Source organism: Pseudomonas putida (assembly GCA_041879295.1).
GTDB classification, from domain to species: Bacteria; Pseudomonadota; Gammaproteobacteria; order Pseudomonadales; family Pseudomonadaceae; genus Aquipseudomonas; species Aquipseudomonas putida_Y.
Window position 1 is genome coordinate 1,996,177 of record CP047152.1, and the last position, 23,381, is coordinate 2,019,557.

Annotated in this window: 15 protein-coding genes; 6 read left to right on the forward strand and 9 right to left on the reverse strand. The window is 63.3% G+C overall.

Translation table 11 applies throughout. The features are described from left to right. Nucleotides 1-117 precede the first annotated feature (117 nt). Nucleotides 118-633 (reverse strand): DUF4880 domain-containing protein, encoded by a 516-nt coding sequence (locus GST84_09005; GenBank protein XGB12495.1) that lies wholly within the window; start codon nt 631-633, stop codon nt 118-120. Between GST84_09005 and GST84_09010 the strand changes: the two genes are divergently transcribed. Further along, nucleotides 632-853 carry a hypothetical protein gene (locus tag GST84_09010; GenBank protein ID XGB12496.1) on the forward strand — a complete coding sequence of 74 codons (222 nt, stop codon included), beginning with the start codon at nt 632-634 and terminating at the stop codon, nt 851-853. The genes GST84_09005 and GST84_09010 overlap by 2 nt on opposite strands. 227 nt (nt 854-1,080) lie before the next feature. Here GST84_09010 and GST84_09015 read toward each other — a convergent pair whose 3' ends face one another. Next, on the reverse strand, nt 1,081-1,380 hold the full coding sequence (locus tag GST84_09015) for a hypothetical protein (protein ID XGB12497.1): 300 nt from the start codon (nt 1,378-1,380) through the stop codon (nt 1,081-1,083). Between the two features lie 130 nt (nt 1,381-1,510). Here GST84_09015 and GST84_09020 point away from each other — a divergent pair, with 130 nt between their 5' ends. Further along, complete coding sequence (locus GST84_09020; protein ID XGB12498.1) at nt 1,511-2,164, forward strand: helix-turn-helix domain-containing protein; 654 nt, start codon at nt 1,511-1,513, stop codon at nt 2,162-2,164. Nucleotides 2,165-2,814: 650 nt separating this feature from the next. Here GST84_09020 and GST84_09025 read toward each other — a convergent pair. From GST84_09025 to GST84_09040, 4 genes are read right to left on the reverse strand one after another with little or no spacing between them, the layout of a single operon-like run. Continuing rightward, nucleotides 2,815-4,767 (reverse strand): ATP-grasp domain-containing protein, encoded by a 1,953-nt coding sequence (locus GST84_09025; GenBank protein ID XGB12499.1) that lies wholly within the window; start codon nt 4,765-4,767, stop codon nt 2,815-2,817. Beyond that, nucleotides 4,764-5,579 carry a gamma-carboxygeranoyl-CoA hydratase gene (locus GST84_09030; protein XGB12500.1) on the reverse strand — a complete coding sequence of 272 codons (816 nt, stop codon included), beginning with the start codon at nt 5,577-5,579 and terminating at the stop codon, nt 4,764-4,766. Before GST84_09030 ends, GST84_09025 begins: the two co-directional genes overlap by 4 nt. Before the next feature lie 3 nt (nt 5,580-5,582). Further along, on the reverse strand, nt 5,583-7,190 hold the full coding sequence (locus GST84_09035) for a methylcrotonoyl-CoA carboxylase (GenBank protein ID XGB12501.1): 1,608 nt from the start codon (nt 7,188-7,190) through the stop codon (nt 5,583-5,585). A gap of 19 nt (nt 7,191-7,209) precedes the next feature. Further along, the gene (locus GST84_09040) at nt 7,210-8,373 is read right to left on the reverse strand and encodes an isovaleryl-CoA dehydrogenase (protein ID XGB12502.1); all 1,164 of its coding nucleotides are present in this window, start codon (nt 8,371-8,373) and stop codon (nt 7,210-7,212) included. Nucleotides 8,374-8,697: 324 nt separating this feature from the next. On the opposite strand from GST84_09040, the gene GST84_09045 reads away from it, so the two are divergent. The 4 genes from GST84_09045 (at nt 8,698) to glgB (ending at nt 18,602) form a co-directional block, all read left to right on the forward strand. Beyond that, complete coding sequence (locus GST84_09045; protein XGB12503.1) at nt 8,698-10,380, forward strand: AMP-binding protein; 1,683 nt, start codon at nt 8,698-8,700, stop codon at nt 10,378-10,380. Between the two features lie 518 nt (nt 10,381-10,898). Then, entirely contained in the window at nt 10,899-12,917 is a 2,019-nt protein-coding gene (locus tag GST84_09050) for a DUF3416 domain-containing protein (GenBank protein ID XGB12504.1), read from the forward strand. 157 nt (nt 12,918-13,074) lie between these two features. After that, nucleotides 13,075-16,395, forward strand: a complete 3,321-nt coding sequence (gene treS / locus GST84_09055) for a maltose alpha-D-glucosyltransferase (GenBank protein XGB12505.1) — start codon at nt 13,075-13,077, stop codon at nt 16,393-16,395. Further along, a complete protein-coding gene (glgB, locus tag GST84_09060) occupies nt 16,392-18,602 on the forward strand; it encodes a 1,4-alpha-glucan branching protein GlgB (GenBank protein ID XGB12506.1) in 2,211 nt (736 codons plus the stop codon). The genes treS and glgB overlap by 4 nt, the downstream gene beginning before the upstream one ends. Nucleotides 18,603-18,816: 214 nt before the next feature. Here glgB and GST84_09065 read toward each other — a convergent pair whose 3' ends face one another. The 3 genes from GST84_09065 to glgX form a co-directional block, all read right to left on the reverse strand. After that, nucleotides 18,817-19,893 (reverse strand): autotransporter domain-containing protein, encoded by a 1,077-nt coding sequence (locus tag GST84_09065; GenBank protein ID XGB12507.1) that lies wholly within the window; start codon nt 19,891-19,893, stop codon nt 18,817-18,819. Nucleotides 19,894-20,209: 316 nt separating this feature from the next. Then, on the reverse strand, nt 20,210-21,004 hold the full coding sequence (locus tag GST84_09070; protein ID XGB12508.1) for an EEP domain-containing protein: 795 nt from the start codon (nt 21,002-21,004) through the stop codon (nt 20,210-20,212). Nucleotides 21,005-21,125: 121 nt separating this feature from the next. Continuing rightward, on the reverse strand, nt 21,126-23,279 hold the full coding sequence (glgX, locus tag GST84_09075; protein XGB12509.1) for a glycogen debranching protein GlgX: 2,154 nt from the start codon (nt 23,277-23,279) through the stop codon (nt 21,126-21,128). Nucleotides 23,280-23,381 lie beyond the last annotated feature (102 nt).

The following is a 23,381-nucleotide window of genomic DNA, read 5'->3' on the forward strand; positions in this document are numbered from 1 at the left end:
AACGAAGAGCGAGCCCAGGCACGGCATGTCTGTACCCAGGCTATCGAGCAACTGAAGTCGGGCATGCGCACGGTGCATGCTCAGGGGCAGGGACGTACAGGCATGCTGAAGCGCTGATCACGCCCAGAACCCAACCAGCACCAACGCCGCCACGCCCAGCCCGACCGCAACCGAGCAGCCGCCCAGCGACAGCGCCGCCCGGCCTTGCCGATACCAGCCGTCATGGCCCAATTGCCGTGCCGGCGCCAGCAGGCTGCGCCACCGCAGTTCCGTATCGTGAAACGCCTGCAAGTTCGCCGTATCGGCATCCAGCCAGCGGCGGAAGTCGATACGCTCGCACGCCGTCACTTGCGGACTCTGCAAGCGCACATACCATTGCCCGGCCACGCTCGTCAGCACATCCCGGCGCGAGCGGCCAGCCTGCAGCGCCTGGCCCATGTTGCGCTCGATACTCGCCAGTGGCAGGTCAAGGCGCACAGCGATGCTGGCGAAGTCCAGCCGATCGAGGCGGTTGAGCAGGAATACTTGCTGTACGCGCCGTGGTAGCCGCTTCAGTGCATGCAGCAGGGCGTCGTCGGCATCATGCTCGGCAGCAGGAGTGGGGTGTTCAAGGGGCAGCAGCAGACGGGTCATGGACAGCTCCTTGCTCTATAAAGGGGAGGAGGGGGCATCTTCCGTGATGCGTGATCAGCGTAGATTAAACGAGATTGATTCTCAAGTGCTGATTCCGCAAAGTTTTGTAACGAGCGTTCACGCCCTGAAACACCTTTGTTATCATGCGCGCCATCATGATCTTCATGAGCCTGAAGAGCCAAAAAAAAGACCCGGCAAAAAGCCGGGTCAAAAACCGTGATTAGCCTGATGAGGAGATAATCTGAGAGCGACCTAAGCTTTCAGGTTATCCAGCAGATCTCGCGATCAGCTGAGTGCAATAATAATCGTTATCATTTACCAGTCAAATGAATTTTCGCTAATCCGGTAAAAAAGTTTTACCGGCGCGCTTCCTTGTCCCGGCAATCGGGGCCTTTGCCGTTACCTGGCTATCACGTTTTCTCCCTTCTCTCTTGTCTGTAAACCCGGTCACTCGGTGCGTTTGTGCTCCAGCAGTGCGCGAGCCATGTCCATCATGTGCATCAACGCGAAGGTCAATTCGCGCTGGCTGCCGTGCTGGTGTGTAGCGGTTTCCTGGGCGGTGGCCGCAGCGCAGCGCAGCAGGGCGATGGCGTGTTCCTGGGCCTGGTCGCCGGTTACGCCCTCGTGCAGGGTCCAGATCCTGTTGTCCAGGGTAGGCCGCGGCGGGTTGGGGTTGAGGTAGTAGTCGAGCGCGCGGCGTGCGGCTTCGCTGTCGAGATCTGTTTCGTCGTTTTTCGATGGTTTCATGGCAATACCTGCTGATTTCCCTTCAAGCACACTGGAATCACAGAATAGGTCAAGCTGTACTATGTAGTGCCAAATAAATAATTCAGATTGTGTATTGCAGCGGTTAATACAGTCCGTATTGTTGCCGCTCATGGAAAACTGGAACGCATTTCTCAAGCGCTACAAGCGCGAACATAACCTCAGTCAGCTCCAACTGGCCGAGCGCCTGGGCATGACGCAGGGGGGCGTGGGGCATTGGCTGCGTGGCACGCGTCGGCCGACGCTGGAAACCATCAATGAAAAGCTGGAGAAGCTTGGGCTGGTGTTTCTGGAAGCCCAGGTCATGGTGGTCGAGCGCGACATCGTGCGTGAGGCGCAAGGGCTCTATACGGCCGAGCAGCCGGTTTCAGCCGAGGCGCTGCTCTATGCCAGCTTCCGCTTCCCGGTGCTGAGTTGGGCTGACCTGCAGGGGCCATTGCCTGAAACGAGCACGTCCCATGAGCAGACGGACTATATGCCCGCTGGCAATGCGTTCTGGCTGGTGGTTGAAAACGACTCGATGAATGCGGCCAGTGGTAAGAGCGTGCCCGAGGGCATGCGCGTGCTGGTGGATACCGGGCTGGAGGCACAGCCCGGCAGGTTGGTCATTGCACGGCAGCCGGGGCGCCCGGCGGTATTGCGGCAGTTGGTCGAAGAGGGTGGAGACAAGATGCTCAGGCCACTGAATACGCGCTATCCGACGGTTTTGTGTGAAGAAGGCTGCGCGTTTCTGGGAGTGGTGGTGCGGGTACATGGGGCCTTTTGAAAGGGTTTGAGTTGTTGGTGGGGCTGGTGGGGGCAAGTCTTGGTTTTTAGGGCACCCGCGCGATCGAGCGCCGCCCGCGCGGCGCATCGCGAGCTGCGCTCGCTCCTACGTTTGTTTTTGGCCAGTAACGCCTGTTGCAGGCGCGCGCGACCGCTTTGTTTGTACGACGCGATATCGAGCCATGCGCCAAGGCGTACGCGCGCAGATCCCACAGGAATGACTGGCCCGAAACAAACGTAGGAGCGAGCGCAGCTCGCGATGCGCCGCGCGGGCGGCGCTCGGTCTCCCAGGCGACGCACCTCTACCGCCATACCCTCAAGGCCACACCGCCTGGCATGACGTTGCGCAATGGCCGGGTGTGTTTGCCGTGGGTTTTAGGGGGTGGCAGAAATCGAGCGCCGCCCGCGCGGCGCATCGCGAGCTGCGCTCGCTCCTACGTTTGTTTCGGGCCAGTAACGCCTGTGGCAGACGCGCGCGACCGTTTTGTTTGTACGACGCGATATCAAGCCATGCGCCAAGGCGTACGCGCGCAAATCCCACAGGAATGACTGGCCCGAAACAAACGTAGGAGCGAGCGCAGCTCGCGATGCGCCGCGCGGGCGGCGCTCGATCTCGAAGGCACCCCAGAACTCAAGCCAAGCGCCCCCGCCTCACTCACCCAGCTCGACCAGCACAGTCCCTTCGCTGACCATGTCCCCCTCCAGGCAGAACAGCGCCTTCACCGTGCCGGCATGCGGCGCACGAATGCTGTGCTCCATCTTCATGGCCTCCAGTACCACCAGCGCAGTACCGGCTTCCACCACCTGCCCAGGTTCGACCAGCACCCGCACGATACTGCCGTTCATGGGCGCACCCAGCCCACCCTGATGGCTGTGGCTGGCTTCGGCCTCGGCAATCGGGTCGAAGGCTTCGATGGCATGCATTTCGCCATCCCAGTGCAGGTACAGCGTGCCACCCCGACGGGTTGCCAGATGCTGGCGACGCACGCCGTTCTGGTCATGCACCAACTGCTCACCTTGCAGCTGCCAGGTAGAAGCAGCGCTACGTTCCAAGGCCACTGCCTGATCTTGTCCGGCGCTTACCAGATGCAAGCTACTGCGTGCCGGCAGGCCCAAGCGCAGGCCGTTACGCCCGCTCCAAGGCGAATGGCAATCGTCATCGCGCTGATGCCCCGCCTGGCCCTGCAGCCAGGCTTCGGCTGCCGCCTCCCAAAAGCCAGCAGGCAGCGCACGTGGCGCCGGTAGCAGCACATCCTGGTGGCGGGGAATGAAGCCGGTGTCCAGCTCTGCCGCCGCGAACGCAGGGTGCGCGAGAATGCGGCGCAGGAAGGCGATGTTGGTCTTCAGCCCGCCAATGGCAAACTCGTCGAGCATGGCCAGCAAGCGCAGGCGTGCCTGTTCGCGGTTTTCACCCCAGGCAATCAGCTTGCCCAGCATCGGGTCGTAGAACGGCGACACCACATCGCCTTCGCTGACCCCGCTGTCCACCCGGCGGCCTTCGCCAGGCGCCGATTCACGGTACAGCGCCAATTTACCGGTCGCGGGTAAAAAATCGTTGGCCGGGTCTTCGGCATACAGGCGCACTTCGATGGCATGGCCGATCAGCGGCACCTGTTCCTGTGTGATCGGCAGGGCTTCGCCGCAGGCCACGCGAATTTGCCAGGCAACAAGGTCCAGGCCGGTGATGGCCTCGGTGACCGGGTGTTCCACCTGCAGGCGGGTGTTCATCTCCATGAAGAAGAACTCGCCACGTGCATCAAGCAGAAACTCCACGGTGCCAGCACCCACGTAACCGATAGCCTGGGCGGCACGCACCGCCGCTTCGCCCATGGCCTGGCGCAGTTCGGGCGACAGGCCGGGCGCAGGGGCCTCTTCCACCACCTTCTGATGGCGGCGCTGAATGGAACAGTCGCGTTCGTTAAGGTACAGGCAGTTGCCGTGCTGGTCGGCAAACACCTGGATTTCGACATGACGTGGCTTGAGCACGTACTTTTCCACCAGCATGCGCGCATCGCCGAACGACGACTGTGCCTCACGCTGGGCCGACGCCAGGGCGTCGGCCAGTTGGCTTTCTTCCTCGACCACTTTCATGCCCTTGCCACCGCCGCCAGCGCTGGCCTTGAGCAGCACCGGGTAGCCGATGCGTTCGGCCGCGGCGCGGAAGGTGTCCAGGTCTTGGGCCTCGCCATGGTAGCCCGGTACCAACGGCACGCCGGCGGCCTCCATCAGCGCCTTGGCTGCCGATTTGCTGCCCATGGCGTCGATGGCGCTGGCCGGTGGGCCGAGGAATATCAGCCCGGCCTGCTCGATGGCGCGGGCGAAACCTGCGTTCTCGGACAGAAAGCCATAGCCGGGGTGGATAGCCTGGGCGCCGCTGGCCTTGGCTGCGGCCAGCAGCTTGTCGACCAGCAGGTAGCTTTCGGCAGCCTTGGTGCCGCCCAGGTCGACGCGGATGTCGGCTTCGCGGCTGTGACGGGCGTCACGGTCGGTGGCGCTGTGCACGGCGACAGTGGTCAGGCCCATGGCCTTGGCGGTGCGCATCACCCGGCAAGCGATTTCGCCGCGGTTGGCGACCAGCAGGGTGGTCAAAGCGGGGCGGCTCATGGGCGCGGCTCCTTCTTGTCAACGGTTTGCCAGGCAGGGCGGCGTTTTTCCAGGAAAGCGCGCAGGCCCTCCTGGCCTTCGGCGCTGACGCGGATGCGGGCGATGGTGTTTTCGCAGTAACGGCGCAGGGCCGGGCTGAGTTCGCCGTCGTCCACTTCGCGCAGCAAGTCCTTGGTGGCGCGCAATGCTTGTGGGCTGTTCTGCAGCAGGTTGCCTACCCAGGCTTCGACGTGGTCGTCCAGTTCGCTGGCCGGGTATACCTCGGCCAGCAGGCCCAGTTCGCGGGCCCGTACGCCGCTGAAGCGCTCGGCGGTGAGGGCGTAGCGGCGCGCGGCGCGTTCGCCAATGGCCTTGACCACGAACGGGCTGATGACCGCCGGGGCCAGACCGATGCGTACTTCCGACAGGCACAGCTGGGCGTCTTCGGCGCCGATAGCCATGTCGCAGCAGCTGATCAGGCCCAGCGCGCCACCGAAGGCGGCGCCTTGCACCACGGCCAGGGTCGGGGCCTTGAGGCGGTGCAGGGCGTACATCAGCTCGCCCAGCTCGTGGGCATCATCCAGGTTGGTGTTGAAGTCCAGTTGTGCCGACTGCTGCATCCAGGCCAGGTCGGCACCGGCGCTGAAGTGCCGGCCACGGCCGCGCAGCAGCACAAAGCGCAGGCTGGTGTCTTCGGCCAACTGGTCGATGGCCACGATCAGCTCGCGGATCATCTGCGCGTTGAAGGCGTTGTTCTTGTCCTCGCGGCTTAGCCACAGGGTGGCAAAGCCGCGCGGGTCGCGGATCACTTCAAGGGTGCTGAAATCGCTCATGGGTCACATCCGGAAAATGCCGAAGCGGCTCTGTTCGATCGGCGCGTTCAGCGCGGCAGACAACGCCAGGCCGAGGACGTCGCGGGTCTGTGCCGGGTCGATGACGCCGTCGTCCCACAGGCGGGCGCTGGAATAATAGGGGTGGCCCTGACGCTCGTACTGGTCGAGGATCGGCTGCTTGAGCCTGGCTTCGTCTTCGGCACTGAATGGCTGGCCGCTGCGTTCGCTTTGCTCACGCTTGACCTGGGCCAGCACACCGGCGGCCTGTTCGGCGCCCATTACGCCAATCCGCGCGTTAGGCCACATCCACAGGAAGCGCGGGTCGTAGGCGCGGCCGCACATGCCGTAGTTGCCGGCACCAAAGCTGCCGCCGATGATCACCGTGAACTTCGGCACCTGGGCGCAGGCCACAGCGGTGACCAGCTTGGCGCCGTGCTTGGCGATGCCGCCTTCTTCGTACTTCTTGCCCACCATGAACCCGGTGATGTTCTGCAGGAACAGCAGCGGGATGCCGCGCTGGCAGGCCAGTTCGATGAAGTGCGCACCTTTTTGCGCGGCTTCGGCAAAGAGGATGCCGTTGTTGGCCAGGATGGCCACCGGGTAGCCGTGCAGATGGGCGAAGCCGCACACCAGGGTGGTGCCGAACAGCGCCTTGAATTCATCGAACACCGAGCCATCGACCAGGCGGGCGATCACCTCGCGCACGTCGAACGGTTGTTTGGCATCGGCCGGCACCACGCCGTACAGCTCATCGGCCGCATACAGCGGTGCCACCGGTGCCAGGCGTTGTAGCTTGCCCAGCTTGTGCCAGTTGAGGTTGGCCACGCTGCGTCGCGCGATGGCCAGGGCGTGTTCGTCGTTGTCGGCATAATGGTCGGCGACGCCACTGGTGCGGCAGTGCACATCGGCGCCCCCCAAGTCTTCGGCACTGACCACTTCACCGGTGGCGGCTTTTACCAGCGGCGGTCCCGCGAGGAAGATGGTCGCCTGCTGCCGCACCATGATCGCTTCGTCGGCCATGGCCGGCACGTAAGCGCCGCCAGCGGTGCACGAGCCCATCACCACGGCGATCTGCGGGATGCCTTGTGCGCTCATGTTGGCCTGGTTGAAGAAGATGCGCCCGAAGTGCTCACGGTCGGGGAACACTTCGTCCTGGCGTGGCAGGTTGGCGCCGCCGGAGTCCACCAGGTAGATGCATGGCAGACGGTTCTGCAGGGCGATGGTTTGTGCACGCAGGTGTTTCTTTACGGTCAGCGGGTAGTACGAGCCGCCTTTTACCGTGGCGTCGTTGGCCACGATCATGCATTCGACGCCCTCGATACGGCCGATGCCGGCAATCACGCCCGCAGCCGGCACGTCCTCGCCGTATACCTCATGGGCGGCCAACTGGCCGATCTCGAGGAACGGCGAGCCCGGGTCCAGCAGGCGGTCGATACGCTCGCGCGGCAGCAGCTTGCCACGTGAGGTATGACGTTCCTGAGCCTTGGGCCCGCCGCCCTGGGCAACCTGGGCGAGCAGGCCGCGCAGGGCCTGGACCTGCTCGAGCATGGCCGCGCTGTTGATGGCGAATTCTGCCGAACGCGGGTTGATCTGGGTGTGCAAGGTAGCCATGTGCGCCCGTCCCTTATGTTCAGCGGGTTTCGTTGAACAGTTCGCGGCCAATCAGCATCCGGCGGATTTCGCTGGTGCCGGCACCGATTTCGTACAGCTTGGCGTCGCGCAACAGGCGGCCAGCCGGGAATTCGTTGATATAGCCGTTGCCGCCAAGAATCTGGATCGCCTCCAGGGCCATTTGCGTGGCACGCTCGGCGGTGTACAGGATCACGCCGGCAGCGTCCTTGCGGGTGGTCTCGCCACGGTCGCAGGCCTGGGCCACGGCATACAGGTAGGCGCGGCTGGCGTTCAGCTGGGTGTACATGTCGGCAATCTTGCCCTGGATCAGCTGGAACTCGCCGATGCTCTGGCCGAATTGCTTGCGGTCGTGGATATACGGCACCACCAGGTCCATGCAGCTTTGCATGATGCCGGTCGGGCCGCCGGACAGCACCACACGTTCGTAGTCCAGGCCGCTCATCAGGACGCGCACGCCGCCGTTGAGCTGGCCCAGAATGTTCTCTGCCGGTACTTCCACGCCATCGAAGAACAGCTCGCAGGTGTTGGACCCGCGCATTCCCAGCTTGTCGAACTTGTTGCTGCGGCTGAAGCCCTTCCAGTCACGCTCGACGATGAACGCGGTGATGCCGTGCGCACCCTTGTCCAGGTCGGTCTTGGCGTAAATCACGTAGGTGTTGGCGTCGGGACCGTTGGTGATCCAGGTCTTGCTGCCGTTGAGCACGTAGTGATCGCCGCGTTTTTCTGCGCGCAGTTTCATCGACACCACGTCGGAGCCGGCATTGGGCTCGCTCATGGCCAAGGCGCCGATGTGCTCGCCGCTGATCAGCTTGGGCAGGTACTTGAGCTTCTGCTCATGGGTGCCGTTGCGGTTGATCTGGTTGACGCACAGGTTGGAATGGGCGCCGTAGGACAGCGCCACCGAGGCGGAGCCACGGCTGATTTCTTCCATCGACACCACATGGGCCAGGTAGCCCAGGCCAGCGCCGCCGTACTCTTCCGGTACGGTGATGCCCAGCAGGCCCATGTCACCGAACTTGCGCCACATGTCGGCGGGGAACAGGTTGTCGTGGTCGATCTGCGCGGCGCGCGGGGCCAGTTCGGCGGCGACGAAGGTGCGCACCTGGTCGCGGAGCATGTCGATGGTTTCGCCCAGGGCGAAGTTCAGGGAGGGGTAATGCATGCTGGGGCACCTTCTTGTTCTTGGAAATTGGGTAACACCGTAGCTCAAAGCCTAATCGCTGACCCCTGTAGGAGCGGGCTTGCCCGCGAATGCGTCAGCAGGACCACCGTCATTGCCTGGGTGATCGCATTCGCGGGCAAGCCCGCTCCTGCAAGGGTCGGCGTCATGCCGGAGGTTCCGGTATCGTTCATCACCTTTACGTTAACGTAAACCTGCGGGGAGGCACTGTCAATCCACTCGTCACCTTTACGTAAACGTAAATCTGCGCCAGAGTATTCCCGCTTGCTTCAGCCGTGCCCAAAACAACCACAAGAAGGGACACCCATGAGTCAACCGAGCTATACCCGCGGTCGCCAGGACCGACCCTTGCTGACCCAGACCATCGGCCAGGCCTTCGATGCCACCGTAGCCCGCTGTTCCGACAGCGAGGCCTTGGTGTCCCGCCACCAGGGCCTGCGTTACAGCTGGCGGCAGCTGGCCGAACAGGTCGAAATACACGCCCGCGCGCTGATCGCACTGGGCGTGAACACCGGCGACCGTGTTGGCATCTGGTCGCCCAACTGCGCCCAGTGGTGCATCTTGCAGCTGGCCAGTGCCAAGGTCGGCGCCATCCTGGTCAACATCAACCCGGCCTACCGTGTGGGTGAGCTGGAGTACGTGTTGCGCCAGTCTGGCTGCCGCTGGCTGGTCTGCGCTGAAGCCTTCAAGACGTCTGATTACCACGCCATGCTGCAGGAGCTGGTGCCTGAACTGGCCAGCGCCCGGCCTGGTGAGCTGGCCAGTGAATGCCTGCCCGAGTTGCGTGGTGTCATCAGCCTGGCCGCCAACCCGCCTGCCGGCTTCCTGCCCTGGCACGCCTTGGCCGAGTGGGCAGGGCAGACGTCTGTCGAGGCTTGCACTGCCCGTCAGCAAAGCCTGCAATTCGACCAGCCGGTAAACATCCAGTACACCTCCGGCACCACCGGTGCACCCAAAGGTGCCACGCTCAGTCACTACAACATCCTCAACAACGGTTTCATGGTGGGTGAAAGCCTTGGCCTGACAGCCCGCGACCGTATGGTGATTCCGGTGCCGCTGTACCATTGCTTCGGCATGGTCATGGCCAACCTCGGCTGCATCACCCACGGCAGCACCATGATCTACCCTAACGATGCTTTCGACGCCGAACTTACCTTGCGCGCCGTGGCCGAAGAGCGCGCCAGCATCCTCTATGGCGTGCCGACCATGTTCATCGCCATGCTCGATCACCCATCGCGCGCCCACATGGACCTGTCGACCCTGCGCAGCGGCATCATGGCCGGTGCCACCTGCCCGATCGAGGTGATGCGCCGGGTCATCGACCAGATGCACATGGCAGAAGTGCAGATCGCCTACGGCATGACCGAAACCAGCCCGGTGTCACTGCAGACCGGCCCGGACGATGATCTGGAGCTGCGCGTGACCACCGTCGGCCGCACCCAGCCGCAGCTGGAAAACAAACTGGTGGACGCCGATGGCTGCATCGTCGCGCGCGGCGAGATTGGCGAACTGTGCACCCGCGGCTACAGCGTGATGCTTGGCTACTGGGACAACCCCCAGGCCACGGCGGATGCCATCGACCCGGCCGGCTGGATGCATTCGGGTGACCTGGCGGTGATGGACGAGCAGGGCTATGTGCGCATCGTCGGGCGCAACAAGGACATGATCATTCGCGGCGGCGAGAACATTTATCCGCGTGAGCTGGAAGAGTTTTTCTACACCCACCCGGCGGTGGCCGATGCGCAGGTGATCGGCATTCCGTGCAGCCGCTATGGCGAAGAGATCGTCGCCTGGATCAAGCTGCACCCTGGGCACAGCGCCACGGTCGAGGAACTGCAGGGCTGGTGCAAGACGCGCATCGCCCACTTCAAGGTGCCGCGATATATCCGCTTTGTCGACGAGTACCCGATGACCGTGACCGGCAAGGTGCAGAAGTTCCGCATGCGCGAGATCAGTGTGGCGGAGATTGCGGCTGCATCTGCGGGTTGATGTGCGAGTGCGGCCGGCCTCTTCGCGGGTAAACCCGCTCCTACAGGGACAGCGCCGCATTCAAGGCCGGCACGGTCGCTGCAGGAGCGGGTTTACCCGCGAAGAGGCCGGTCCGTTCAAGGCAAGACCTTCGCCTTGCCAAGCGTTTGATCATCCTCAACCATAACCTGCGACCAAACACGTTACTGGCAGAATTACCCGGTGCCGTGGTCTACCCTTAAGCCTTCACCGGTGGCTCCTGGCTCGGCGGGTCGCCCACTGTCGGCGGCACGGTCGGCTTGATCGGCAGCTCGTCCGGCTCTTCTTCCGGTACGGGTGGCGGCAAGCTCGGGTCGTCGATGTTGGGATCGGGTGTCTCCGGTGGAATGGGAATGTTCATGGCCTGACCTCGCGTGGGTGGGTGAAGAGGTGCTGTAGGCTCTGACCGCTGGCAGCTGCCGTTCGCTCAATTATTTTGAACCCCCCGCCTGTGCCCGGCTCTGAACCCTTACCGCCACCAGCCTGAGGGAGCAAGGTCGATGTCACGAAACGAGCCCTTTGAAAGCGTGCCCATGGCGAACGATCACCCGGACCAGGCCATCAGCCTGTCCCAGGCGCTGCTGGCGCCGCGTATCGTGATCGAAGACACCCAACCTGTGCTCGACGCCGGCAGCTTCGCCGCCAAGGCCGTCAGTGGCCAGCCAGTGGCAGTCAGCACCAAGGCCTACAGCGACGGCCACGACCGCCTGGCGGTGATGCTCAACTGGCGCCAGGCGCACAGCCGGCGCTGGCATTGCGTGCCGATGCAGTCGGCGGGCAACGACCTGTGGCAGGCCGAGTTCACCCCCACCGAACTGGGTCCGCACCGGTTCAGTATCGAGGCCTGGATCGACCCGTTTGCCACCTATTGCCACGATCTGGAGAAGAAGTACCACGCCGGCGTCGAGGTAAAACTGGAATTGGAAGAAGGCCGTTTGATGCTCGGCACAGGCATCGAACTGTGCAGCGGCGCCCTGCGCGAGGCGCTAGAGGCCTTGCAGCAGCGCCTGCCCACGCTCAGTATCGATGACCAGGTGGCTTTGTTTCTCGACCCGACCACCGCCCGCCTGATGGGCGAAGCCGAACACCGCAGCTACCTGACCCGCAGCCCTGATTTCCCCCTTGATGTCGACCGCCCGGCCGCACTGTTCGCCAGCTGGTACGAGCTGTTCCCGCGCTCCATTACCGACGACCCGCAGCGCCACGGCACCTTCAACGACGTGCACGAACGGCTGCCGATGATCCGCGACATGGGCTTCGACGTACTGTACTTCCCGCCCATCCACCCCATCGGCATGCAGCATCGCAAGGGCCGCAACAACGCCCTCAAGGCCGAGCCGGGCGACCCGGGCAGCCCTTATGCCATCGGCAGCCCGGAGGGCGGCCACGAGGCGATTCACCCGCAACTGGGCAGCCGCGATGACTTCCGTCGACTGGTGGCTGCGGCGGCGGAACACGGCCTGGAAATCGCCCTCGATTTCGCCATCCAGTGCTCCCAGGACCACCCTTGGCTCAAGGAGCACCCGGGCTGGTTCAGCTGGCGCCCGGACGGCACCATCCGCTACGCCGAAAACCCGCCGAAAAAGTACCAGGACATCGTCAACGTCGATTTCTATGCGCCAGAGGCCGTGCCTTCGCTGTGGCTCGCCCTGCGCGATGTGGTGGTCGGCTGGGTCGAGGAGGGCGTGAAGACCTTCCGCGTCGACAACCCGCACACCAAGCCGTTGCCGTTCTGGCAATGGCTGATCGGCAATGTGCGCAGCCAGCACCCCGACGTCATCTTCCTCGCCGAAGCCTTTACCAAGCCGGCGATGATGGCGCGCCTGGGCAAGGTCGGCTACGCACAGAGCTATACCTATTTCACCTGGCGCAACCACAAGCAGGAGCTGCGCGAATATTTCGAGCAGCTCAACCAGCCGCCGTGGAGCCAGTGCTACCGGCCCAACTTCTTCGTCAATACACCGGACATCAACCCATTTTTCCTGCACACCTCAGGCCGCGCAGGGTTTCTTATCCGTGCGGCGCTGGCGACCATGGGCTCAGGCTTGTGGGGCATGTATTCGGGCTTCGAGCTGTGCGAGGGCACGCCGTTGCCGGGCAAGGAGGAATACCTGGATTCGGAGAAGTACGAAATCCGCCCACGTGATTTCACCCAGCCCGGCAACATCATTGCCGAGATCGCCCAGCTCAACCGCATCCGCCGGCAGAACCGTGCCTTGCAAACCCACCTAGGTGTGGCCTTCTTCAATTGCTGGAACGACAACATCCTGTACTTCGCCAAGCGTACGCCTGAGCGTGACAACTACATCCTGGTGGCCATCAGCCTCGACCCGCACAACGCCCAGGAGGCGCATTTCGAGTTGCCACTGTGGGAGCTGGGGCTGGACGACAACGCCGAAACCCAAGGTGAAGACCTGATGAACGGCCACCGCTGGTCGTGGTACGGCAAGACCCAATGGATGCGCATAGAGCCCTGGCACCTGCCGTTCGGCATCTGGCGCATCGAGAAAGCCGGGTAAAACCGGCCTGCAGCCTTTTCCCCCCCTGTGGGAGCGGGCATGCCCGCGAACACCGGCAGAGCCGGTGCCAAGCACCGCGGTGGCTGATTCGCGGGCACGCCCGCTCCCACAGCGATGGTGCAAGAAGGGGCAAACATGCAATTGAAAGGAGTCGCACATGGCCAAGCGTTCCCGCCCGGCAGCCTTCATCGACGACCCGCTGTGGTACAAGGACGCCGTCATCTACCAGCTGCACATCAAGTCGTTCTTCGACTCGAACAACGACGGCATCGGCGACTTCGCCGGCCTGATCAGCAAGCTCGACTACATTGCCGAGCTGGGCGTCAACACCCTGTGGCTGCTGCCGTTCTACCCATCGCCACGCCGTGACGACGGCTACGACATCGCCGAATACAAGGCCGTGCACCCGGATTACGGCAGCATGGCCGACGCCCGCCGTTTCATCGCCGAGGCCCACAAGCGCGGCTTGCGGGTGATCACCGAGCTGGTCATCAACCACACCAGCGACCAGCACCCGTGGTTCCAGCGTGCCCGCCACGCCAAGCGCGGCAGCAAGGCGCGCGAGTTCTACGTGTGGTCGGACGACGACCAGAAGTACGACGGTACGCGCATCATCTTCCTCGATACCGAAAAGTCCAACTGGACCTGGGACCCGGTCGCCGGCCAGTACTTCTGGCACCGGTTCTACTCGCACCAGCCGGACCTCAACTTCGATAACCCGCAGGTACTCAAGGCGGTGATCGGCGTCATGCGCTTCTGGCTCGACCTGGGTGTAGATGGCCTGCGCCTGGACGCGATCCCTTACCTGATCGAGCGCGACGGCACCAACAACGAGAACCTCGCCGAAACCCACGAGGTGCTCAAGGCGATCCGCGCCGAGATCGACGCCAACTACCCCGATCGCATGCTGCTGGCCGAAGCCAACCAGTGGCCGGAAGACACGCGCCCGTACTTCGGCGAAGGCGATGGCGACGAATGCCATATGGCTTTCCACTTTCCGTTGATGCCGCGCATGTACATGGCCCTGGCCATGGAAGACCGCTTCCCGATCACCGACATCCTGCGCCAGACCCCGGAAATTCCGGCCAACTGCCAGTGGGCGATCTTTTTGCGCAACCATGATGAACTGACGCTGGAAATGGTCACCGACCGCGAGCGCGACTACCTGTGGAACTACTATGCCGAAGACCGCCGCGCGCGCATCAACCTGGGCATTCGCCGGCGCCTGGCGCCCCTGCTGCAGCGTGACCGGCGGCGCATAGAGCTGCTGACCAGCCTGCTATTGTCGATGCCCGGCACGCCAACCCTGTATTACGGCGACGAACTGGGCATGGGCGACAATATCTATCTGGGTGACCGCGATGGCGTTCGCACTCCCATGCAGTGGTCGCCAGACCGCAACGGCGGTTTTTCCCGCGCCGACCCCCAGCGCCTGGTGCTGCCGCCGATCATGGACCCGCTCTACGGTTACCAGACGGTCAACGTGGAGGCGCAAAGCCACGACCCGCATTCGCTGCTGAACTGGACCCGGCGCATGCTGGCGGTACGCAAGCAGCAGAAGGCCTTTGGCCGCGGCAGCCTGCGCACCCTCACGCCCAGCAACCGGCGCATCCTTGCCTATATCCGCGAGTACACCGATGCCGACGGCAATACCGAGGTCATCCTCTGCGTGGCCAACGTGTCCCGTGCCGCCCAGGCTGCCGAACTCGAATTGTCACAATACGCCGACAAAGTACCGGTGGAGATGCTTGGCGGCAGCGCGTTCCCGCCAATCGGCCAACTGCCGTTTCTGCTGACATTGCCACCTTATGCCTTCTACTGGTTCCTGCTGGCCAGCCGCGATCGCATGCCCAGCTGGCACATTCAGGCCACCGAGGGGTTACCCGAATTGACCACATTGGTACTGCGCAAGCGCATGGAAGAACTGCTGCAAGCCCCCGCAAGCGATACACTGCAAAGCACCATCCTGCCGCAGTACCTGCCCAAACGCCGCTGGTTCGCCGGCAAGGAAGGGCCGATCGACGCCGTGCGCCTGTGTTACGGCGTGCGTTTCGGCACCGCCACCACGCCGGTGCTGCTCAGCGAAATCGAAGTACTCAGCGACGGCACGGCCACCCGCTACCAGCTACCGTTCGGCCTGCTGCGTGAGGAACAGATCCATACCGCGCTGCCGCAGCAGCTGGCGTTGTCGCGGGTGCGCCGTACCCACCAGGTTGGCTTGATCACCGACGCCTTCGTCCTGGAGCCGTTCATTCACGCCGTGATGCAAGCCTGCCAGGATGGGCTGCGCTTGCCGTGTGGCGACGCTGAGGGTGAATTGCGCTTTGAATGCACAGAGCAGCTGGCCGGCCTGGCGCTCGACGAGGAGAGCGAAGTGCGCTACCTCAGCGCCGAGCAGTCCAACAGTTCGGTGGTCATCGGCGATCGCGTGGTGCTCAAACTGATCCGCCGGGTCAACCCGGGTATCCATCCAGAGCTGGAAATGAGCGCCTACCTGACCGCCGCCGGCTTTGCCAATATCTCGCCGCTGCTGGCCTGGGTCAGCCGGGTGGACGAGCAACACGCGCCGCACCTGCTGATGATTGCCCAGGGTTACCTGAGTAACCAGGGCGATGCCTGGGGCTGGACCCAGAACACCCTTGAACGGGCCATCCGCGACCAGATGGAGCCCACCCGCAATGACGGCGAAGCGCACACTGACGCATTGGCCGAACTCAGCGGCTTTGCGGCCTTGCTTGGCCAGCGCCTGGGCGAGATGCACCTGCTGCTGGCCTCACCCACCGAAGACCCGGCCTTCCAGCCGCGCCCCAGCGATGCCCGGGACAGCGAGCGCTGGCGTGCACAGATCAGTACCGAACTGATCCACGCCCTCGACCTGCTGGCCCAGCACCGTGACACGCTGGACAGCGACAGCCAGGCCTTGGTCGACGACCTGCAGCAACAGCGCGAGGGCCTGGCCCAGCATATCGACAAGCTGACCGCGCAGGCCCAGGGTGGCCTGCTGATGCGTGTGCACGGCGACCTGCACCTGGGCCAGGTGCTGGTGGTGCAGGGTGATGCCTACCTCATCGATTTTGAAGGCGAGCCTGCCCGGCCACTTGAAGAGCGCCGGGCAAAACACAGCCCCTACAAGGATGTCAGCGGCGTGCTGCGATCCTTCGACTATGCTGCTGCGATGATCTTGCGCAGCGCGTCTGCGGTGGACCTTTCCGAGCCGGCGCGGCAAGCCCGGCAGCGGGTTGCCCGGCAGTACCTGCACCAGTCCCGGCATGCCTTTGTCGAAGCCTATGGCCTGGCCACCGCCGCCATGCCCCACGCCTGGCAGCACGCCGAGGGCGAGCGCGCGGCACTGGAGCTGTTCTGCCTGGAAAAAGCCGCCTACGAGATTACATACGAAGCCGAAAACCGTCCGAGCTGGCTGGCCGTGCCTTTGCATGGTCTGCATGGACTGATCAGTACCTGGGGAGAGTCAGAATGAACGTTACAACGCGTGAAAACGGTGGCCTTCGGCAACGGGACCTCGACGCCCTGGCCCGCGCCGAACACGCCGATCCTTTTGCGGTACTCGGCCCCCACGGCGACGGCGCGGGCGGGCAGGTGGTCCGCGCCTTTCTGCCCAATGCCCTGAAAGTGCGCGTCCAGGCCCGGGATGACGGGCGGGTACTTGCCGAAATGGAGCAGGGCAGCCTGCCCGGGTTGTTCAGCGCGCACCTCAATGAGGCACAGCCCTACCAGCTTCATATCGTCTGGGCCGGTGGCGAACAGGTTACCGAAGACCCCTACAGCTTCGGCCCGCAACTGGGTGACATGGACCTTCACCTGTTCGCTGAAGGCAATCACCGCGATTTGTCCGGGCGCTTCGGTGCCCAGCCGACTCAGGTCGATGGCATCGACGGCGTGTGTTTCTCGGTCTGGGCGCCGAATGCCCGACGGGTGTCGGTGGTGGGTGATTTCAACAACTGGGATGGCCGCCGCCACCCCATGCGCCTGCGCCACAGTGCCGGGGTATGGGAGCTGTTCATTCCGCGTCTGGGCGTGGGCGAAACCTACAAGTTCGAAGTGCTCGGCAAGGACGGCATACTGCCGCTGAAGGCCGACCCGCTGGCCCGTGCCACCGAGCTGCCGCCGAGCACGGCGTCCAAGGTAGCCGGTGAACTCAGCCACGCCTGGCAGGACCATGACTGGATGGCGCAACGCGCCCAGCGCCACGCCTACAACGCGCCATTGTCGATCTACGAACTGCACCCCGGGTCATGGCGCTGCGAGCTGGACGAAGCGGGGGAAATCGGGCGTTTCTTCAATTGGCGCGAACTGGCCGAGCGGCTGGTGCCCTATGTGCAGGAACTGGGCTTTACCCACATCGAGCTGCTGCCGATCATGGAACACCCGTTCGGCGGCTCCTGGGGCTATCAACCACTGTCGATGTTCGCGCCCACCTCGCGCTACGGCAGTGCTGAGGATTTCGCCGCGTTCATCGACGCCTGCCACCAGGGAGGCATTGGTGTGCTGCTGGACTGGGTGCCGGCGCATTTCCCCACCGATGAACACGGTCTGGCTCGCTTTGACGGCACTGCCCTTTACGAATACGACAACCCCCTGGAGGGCTACCACCAGGACTGGAACACGCTGATCTACAACCTCGGGCGCAATGAAGTGCGCGGCTTCATGATGGCTTCGGCGCTTCACTGGTTGAAGCATTTCCACATCGACGGCCTGCGCGTCGATGCGGTGGCCTCGATGCTGTACCGCGACTACTCGCGCAAGGCTGGCGAATGGGTACCCAACCGTCACGGCGGGCGCGAGAACCTGGAAGCCATCGACTTCATCCGCCACCTTAACGGCGTCGCTGCCCACGAGGCCCCGGGTGCGCTGATCATCGCCGAAGAGTCCACCGCCTGGCCTGGGGTCAGCCAGCCTACCCAACAGGGCGGCCTGGGTTTTGCCTACAAGTGGAACATGGGCTGGATGCACGACACCCTGCACTACATCCAGAACGACCCGGTGCACCGCACCTACCACCACAACGAGATGAGTTTCGGGCTGATCTATGCCTATTCCGAGCACTTCATCCTGCCCATTTCCCATGATGAGGTGGTGCACGGCAAGCATTCGCTGATCGACAAGATGCCCGGCGACCGCTGGCAGAAATTCGCCAACCTGCGCGCCTACCTCACCTTCATGTGGGCACACCCGGGCAAGAAGCTGCTGTTCATGGGCTGCGAGTTCGGCCAGTGGCGTGAGTGGAACCACGACAGCGAACTGGACTGGTACCTGCTGCAGTACCCCGAGCACCAGGGTGTGCAGCGGTTGGTGGGCGACCTCAACCGCCTGTACCGCGAAGAACCGGCGTTGCACGAGCAGGATTGCCAGCCGCAGGGCTTCCAGTGGCTGATCGGTGACGACGCGCAGAACAGCGTGTACGCCTGGCTGCGCTGGAGCAGCAGCGGCGAGCCGGTGCTGGTGGTGGCCAACTTCACCCCGGTACCCCGTGAGGGCTATCGCATTGGCGTGCCGTTCGGCGAGCGTTGGCAGGAGCTGCTGAACAGTGATGCCGAGCTGTATGCCGGGTCGAACGTGGGTAATCTGGGGGCGGTGGCCAGTGAAGCAGTGGCCAGCCACGGGCAGCCATTATCGCTGGCCCTGAACCTGCCGCCGCTGGGGGTGTTGATCATGAAGCCCGCCTGATCGGTTGACCGCACTGGCCTTTTCGCCTGTAGGAGCGGGTTTACCCGCGAATCCGGTAGCGGCGGCAACCGTGAATGGCCTTTGGAAATTGGCCGGCAGGCCCGGCCCTTTCGCGGGTGAACCCGCTCCTACAACGGCCTGTGCCGAGCCACCGATGCGTGTGGCCCCGATCAGTGTGTAGGCGCGGGTTTACCCGCGAAGAGGCCGGGCCTGCCTACCACCGCATCCGTACCCCAAGGCTGCCAATCAACCCGTTCAGGTCATTCTCATCCACATCACTGCTGTAATCGGCGCTGACGAACATGGCCACCGAAGGTGTCACCCGCGCCACCAGGCCCAACCCCAACTCCACCGTGGTCGAGTAGCGCGAGCTGGAAATCTTGTCGACCTGGTCCAGCTTCACCTCATCGGCATTGCTGAAGTCATACCACACGTTGGTCCGCACATAGGGCTCGATCGGCATGCCGCGCACCTCGTAGCGTCCGGACAGCTTGGCGCCAACCCGGCCGCTCCAGCTCGGCTGGCTGTCGAAGGCCCGCAAGGTCTCCTCCTGTACCTGGTTGCCAGGGAAGAATTGCTGGTTGATCAACTGTGCCTGGGGCTCGATCACCCAGTTGCCACTCAGGCGGATCGGGTACCCGCCCTCTACCGAGAAGGTCATTGCGTGGCCACTGTCGTCCAGGCGCTGGCCGTTTTCGCCACGGCCCATTACGTCGATCCGCGAACCCATGGCCACGGCATTCAGGTGCCAGCCCTGTTCATGGGTCATGCTCCAGTACACCCCCAGGCTTTCCCCGCTCAAGTTCACCGCTTTGCGCTGCTTGTCGCCCAGCAGTGAGCGCGTGCCCTTGAAGCTGCTTTGCAGGTTGTTGTGCCCCACGAATATCCCCGCGCGGTGCACATTGCCCGCCGCCGTTTCACGCACGAACAGGTCCGGGCCGATCATCAGTTGCTGGCTGGGCGCCTCCAGCTGTGCTGGGGGCAGCGCTCGGCTGCGCGCACTGGTGGGGAAGAATTGCGCCCACTGACTGGCAATCAGGTCGGGTGCCGCCTGCCGGTGCCGTTCGCTCATCTGCTGCGAAAACGTATTGAGGGTGCCGAGGCTCAACCCATTGGCACTGACCGGGTCGAGCGACAGTGGCGTCGTTACGGGTTGCTGCAGAAAGCCGGGGGAGATGGGGTCACCCTGCAGTTCGTACGCGATCGTTTCCACCGGGGTTGCCAGAAGCAGCGACGTGGAAACCGCGTAGAAAATGCTGTCGAAGCGCAAGGGGTTCGAGGTGCTTTTCATGGCGGATCTCCTTTGTTTTTGTGGTGCAGCCCGAGAACCTGGCCTGTTGTCACGAGCTGTACGGCAAAAACAGTGGGCGACCCAAACCAGCGCGCCAGTTATCGCAAACGCGCACGAAGGCGCGAGCTAGAGGCCCGGCGCAAGATTTTTACAGCTTGGTATTGTTCAGCTAAGGAGAGGTCACCGCTTGCGTCAAGAAAACGTGAACGAAGTGTTCAAGGCGCGTCTTAACGATTAACTCATTGTTTTTTCGAACTAACATGCAGGGTATAGCGGGGTTCGCTATTTGCCGTGCCGTGGCTATGAAGAATGATTGCTAAAGCCGCACTTCAACGGCCAGTGGCAGGTGGTCTGACAAGTGCGACCAAGGTTTGTGCCCCAGAATCCTCGGCCCATGGCTTTCGGCGTTACGCAGGTAGATGCGGTCCAGGCGCAACAGTGGCAGGCGGGCAGGGTAGGTGCGGGCGAGATGGCCGTGGTGGCGCTCGAAGGCTTCGTGCAAGTCGCGTTGCAGGCCAAGGGTGCGGTTGCCGTGACTTTTCCAGTCGTTGAAGTCGCCGGCGATGATCACCGGCGCGTTGGCCGGCAGAGAGTCCAGCAACTTACGCAGCAACTGCAGCTGCTTTTGCCGGTGGTTTTCCAGCAGCGACAGGTGCACGCAGACCGCATGCACCTGGCCTTGCCCAGGCACCTCCAGCACACAGTGCAACAGGCCGCGGCGTTCGGGGCCGGTGATCGACACGTCCAGGTTGCGGTGCTCGATGATCGGGTACTTGGACAGCAGCGCATTGCCGTGGTGGCCGTCGGGATAGACCGCGTTGCGGCCATAGGCGAAGTCGCTCCACATGCTGTCGGCGAGGAATTCGTACTGCGAGGTCTGTGGCCAGCCGGGGTAGCGCGCAGCGTGGCGGTCGTGGCTACCCAGCACTTCCTGAAGGAAGACAATGTCGGCCTGTGTGCTGCGCACAGCCTCGCGCAGCTCTGGCAAGATAAAGCGCCGGTTGAAGGCGGTGAAGCCCTTGTGGGTGTTCACCGTCAGTACCCGCAGGCGTTTCACGGCTGGGGCCTGGCTGACACTGGCGAAACCATTACTGCCGGCTTCGAGGCTCACAATTCCTCCTGAAGTTAACCCTGCCTCATTGCCGCCGCTAAAACCTGTGGGAGCGGGCATGCACGCTCCCACAGGTATGCCGTGGCAATTACAACGTATGACCTGCGTTGCCTGTCACTGTTCACTCCTCGTCGTACTGCAATACCATTAGTAGCATCGACCGCCCCTTGACCTCGAATGTACTGTCAAACTGCAAATGCTGCCCCTTGCGCAACTCCGGCCGGTCGGTATCGATCAGGCAGCTCCAGTAATCGCCTTCAGGCACGGCCGGCAGCTTGAATGGCACGATGTCATGGTGGGCATTGACGATCAGCAGCACGGTGGCCTCGGCACCTGGCCGGGCGATACCACTGACCTGCGCTCGGCCATCTATCAGCATGCCCAGGCAGCGCCCGTGCGGGTTTTCCCATTGTTCAACGCTCATCTCGCTGCCATCGGGTGCCAGCCAGGTCACGTCCTTGACCCCAATTGCCTCATTGTAGTCCCCCACCAGAAAGCGTGAGCGGCGCAGCACCGGGTAGGCCAGGCGCAGACGCGTCAGACGCTTGACGAAGGCCAGCAGCTCTTCGCCTTCCTGGTCCAGGTCCCAGTTCACCCAACCGATCTCGCTGTCCTGGCAGTAGGCGTTGTTGTTGCCGTGCTGGGTGCGGCTGAACTCGTCGCCGGCAACGATCATTGGCGTGCCCTGGGCCAGCAGCAGGGTGGCGAAGTAGTTGCGCATCTGGCGCATGCGCAGGGCATTGATCGCCGGGTCGTCGGTCGGCCCTTCGACGCCGCAGTTCCACGACAGGTTGTTGTCGGTGCCGTCCTGGTTGTTTTCGTCGTTGTCTTCGTTGTGCTTGTGGTTGTAGGACACCAGGTCGCGCAGGGTGAAACCATCGTGGGCGGTGATGAAGTTGACCGAGGAATAGGGCCGGCGCCCGCGGTTGTTGAACATGTCGCCCGAGGCGGTCAAGCGCGCGGCGAAATCGGCCAACTGGCCTTCGTCGCCTTTCCAGAAGGCGCGTGCGGTATCGCGGAAGCGGTCGTTCCATTCCGCCCAGCCCGGGGCGAAGTTGCCCACCTGGTAGCCGCCGGGGCCGCAGTCCCACGGTTCGGCAATCAGCTTGACCTGGCTCAGCATCGGGTCCTGACGGCAGGCGACGAGGAAGCCATGACGCTCGCTGTAGCCATCGTGGTAACGGCCAAGGATGGTCGCCAGGTCGAAGCGAAAACCATCCACGTGCATTTCGCCGGCCCAGTAGCGAAGCGAATCGGTGACCAACTGCAGCACGCAGGGGTGGCTCAGGTCCAGGGTGTTGCCGGTGCCCGAGTCGTTGATGTAGTAGCGCTTGTCGTCCGGCATCAGGCGGTAGTACGAGGCATTGTCGATACCGCGCATCGACAGGGTCGGGCCGCGCTCGTTGCCTTCTGCGGTGTGGTTGTAGACCACGTCCAGGATCACCTCCAGCCCGGCGTCGTGCAGGTGCGCGACCATCTCCTTGAACTCGGCGATCTTGCCGCTGGCGAGGTAGCGCGGGTGCGGGGCGAAAAAGGCGATGCTGTTGTAGCCCCAGTAGTTGTTCAGGCCCTTGTCCAGCAGGTGCTGGTCGTTGACAAAGGCGTGGATCGGCAGCAGCTCGATGCTCGACACGCCAAGGTCCTTGATGTGCTTGAGCAGCTCGTCGTTGGCCAGGCCGGCGAAGGTGCCACGCAGTTCTTCAGGCACACCCGGGTGGCGCATGCTGATGCCGCGGGCATGCGCTTCATAGATGATCGTGCGCTCCCACGGGATCTGCACACGCTGGTCGCGGCCCCAGGTGAACGCAGGGTCGATGACCTTGCATTTGGGTACGAAAGGCGCGCTGTCGCGCTCGTCGAATGACAGGTCACCGTCGGGATGGCCGATGGTGTAGCCGAACAGGGCCTCGGACCATTTCAGGCTGCCGACCAGTTGCTTGGCATACGGGTCGATCAGCAGTTTGTTGGGGTTGAAGCGGTGGCCGTTTTCCGGCTCGTAGGGGCCGTACACCCGGTAGCCATAGACCAGGCCGGGGTGAGCGTCGGGGAGGTAGCCGTGGTAGATCTCATCGGTGTATTCGGGCAGCTCTATGCGCTCGATTTCCTGCTCGCCAGTGGAGTCGAACAGGCACAGCTCGACCTTGGTGGCGTTGGCCGAGAACAGGGCGAAGTTGACCCCTAGGCCATCCCAGGTGGCGCCGAGGGGGAAGGGTAGGCCTTCGCGGATGCGTGATGGTGCGACCGAGCGGGTTTTCTTCGGGGTGCGGGGGCTCATGACGATCCTCAAGTGGCCGTGACGGAAGGGAAGTTGTGCTGTCCTGCATTGGCCTCTTCGCGGGTAAACCCGCTCCTACATGCGCCTGTGATGAACCTGTAG

What these genes read in the sequence shown, in the direction of transcription:
- GST84_09010 (XGB12496.1), top strand. Translation starts at nt 632, where the DNA reads ATGGACAGCTCCTTGCTCTATAAAGGGGAGGAGGGGGCATCTTCCGTG.
- GST84_09005 (XGB12495.1), bottom strand. Translation starts at nt 633, where the DNA reads ATGACCCGTCTGCTGCTGCCCCTTGAACACCCCACTCCTGCTGCCGAG.
- GST84_09015 (XGB12497.1), bottom strand. Translation starts at nt 1,380, where the DNA reads ATGAAACCATCGAAAAACGACGAAACAGATCTCGACAGCGAAGCCGCA.
- GST84_09020 (XGB12498.1), top strand. Translation starts at nt 1,511, where the DNA reads ATGGAAAACTGGAACGCATTTCTCAAGCGCTACAAGCGCGAACATAAC.
- GST84_09025 (XGB12499.1), bottom strand. Translation starts at nt 4,767, where the DNA reads ATGAGCCGCCCCGCTTTGACCACCCTGCTGGTCGCCAACCGCGGCGAA.
- GST84_09030 (XGB12500.1), bottom strand. Translation starts at nt 5,579, where the DNA reads ATGAGCGATTTCAGCACCCTTGAAGTGATCCGCGACCCGCGCGGCTTT.
- GST84_09035 (XGB12501.1), bottom strand. Translation starts at nt 7,190, where the DNA reads ATGGCTACCTTGCACACCCAGATCAACCCGCGTTCGGCAGAATTCGCC.
- GST84_09040 (XGB12502.1), bottom strand. Translation starts at nt 8,373, where the DNA reads ATGCATTACCCCTCCCTGAACTTCGCCCTGGGCGAAACCATCGACATG.
- GST84_09045 (XGB12503.1), top strand. Translation starts at nt 8,698, where the DNA reads ATGAGTCAACCGAGCTATACCCGCGGTCGCCAGGACCGACCCTTGCTG.
- GST84_09050 (XGB12504.1), top strand. Translation starts at nt 10,899, where the DNA reads ATGTCACGAAACGAGCCCTTTGAAAGCGTGCCCATGGCGAACGATCAC.
- treS (XGB12505.1), top strand. Translation starts at nt 13,075, where the DNA reads ATGGCCAAGCGTTCCCGCCCGGCAGCCTTCATCGACGACCCGCTGTGG.
- glgB (XGB12506.1), top strand. Translation starts at nt 16,392, where the DNA reads ATGAACGTTACAACGCGTGAAAACGGTGGCCTTCGGCAACGGGACCTC.
- GST84_09065 (XGB12507.1), bottom strand. Translation starts at nt 19,893, where the DNA reads ATGAAAAGCACCTCGAACCCCTTGCGCTTCGACAGCATTTTCTACGCG.
- glgX (XGB12509.1), bottom strand. Translation starts at nt 23,279, where the DNA reads ATGAGCCCCCGCACCCCGAAGAAAACCCGCTCGGTCGCACCATCACGC.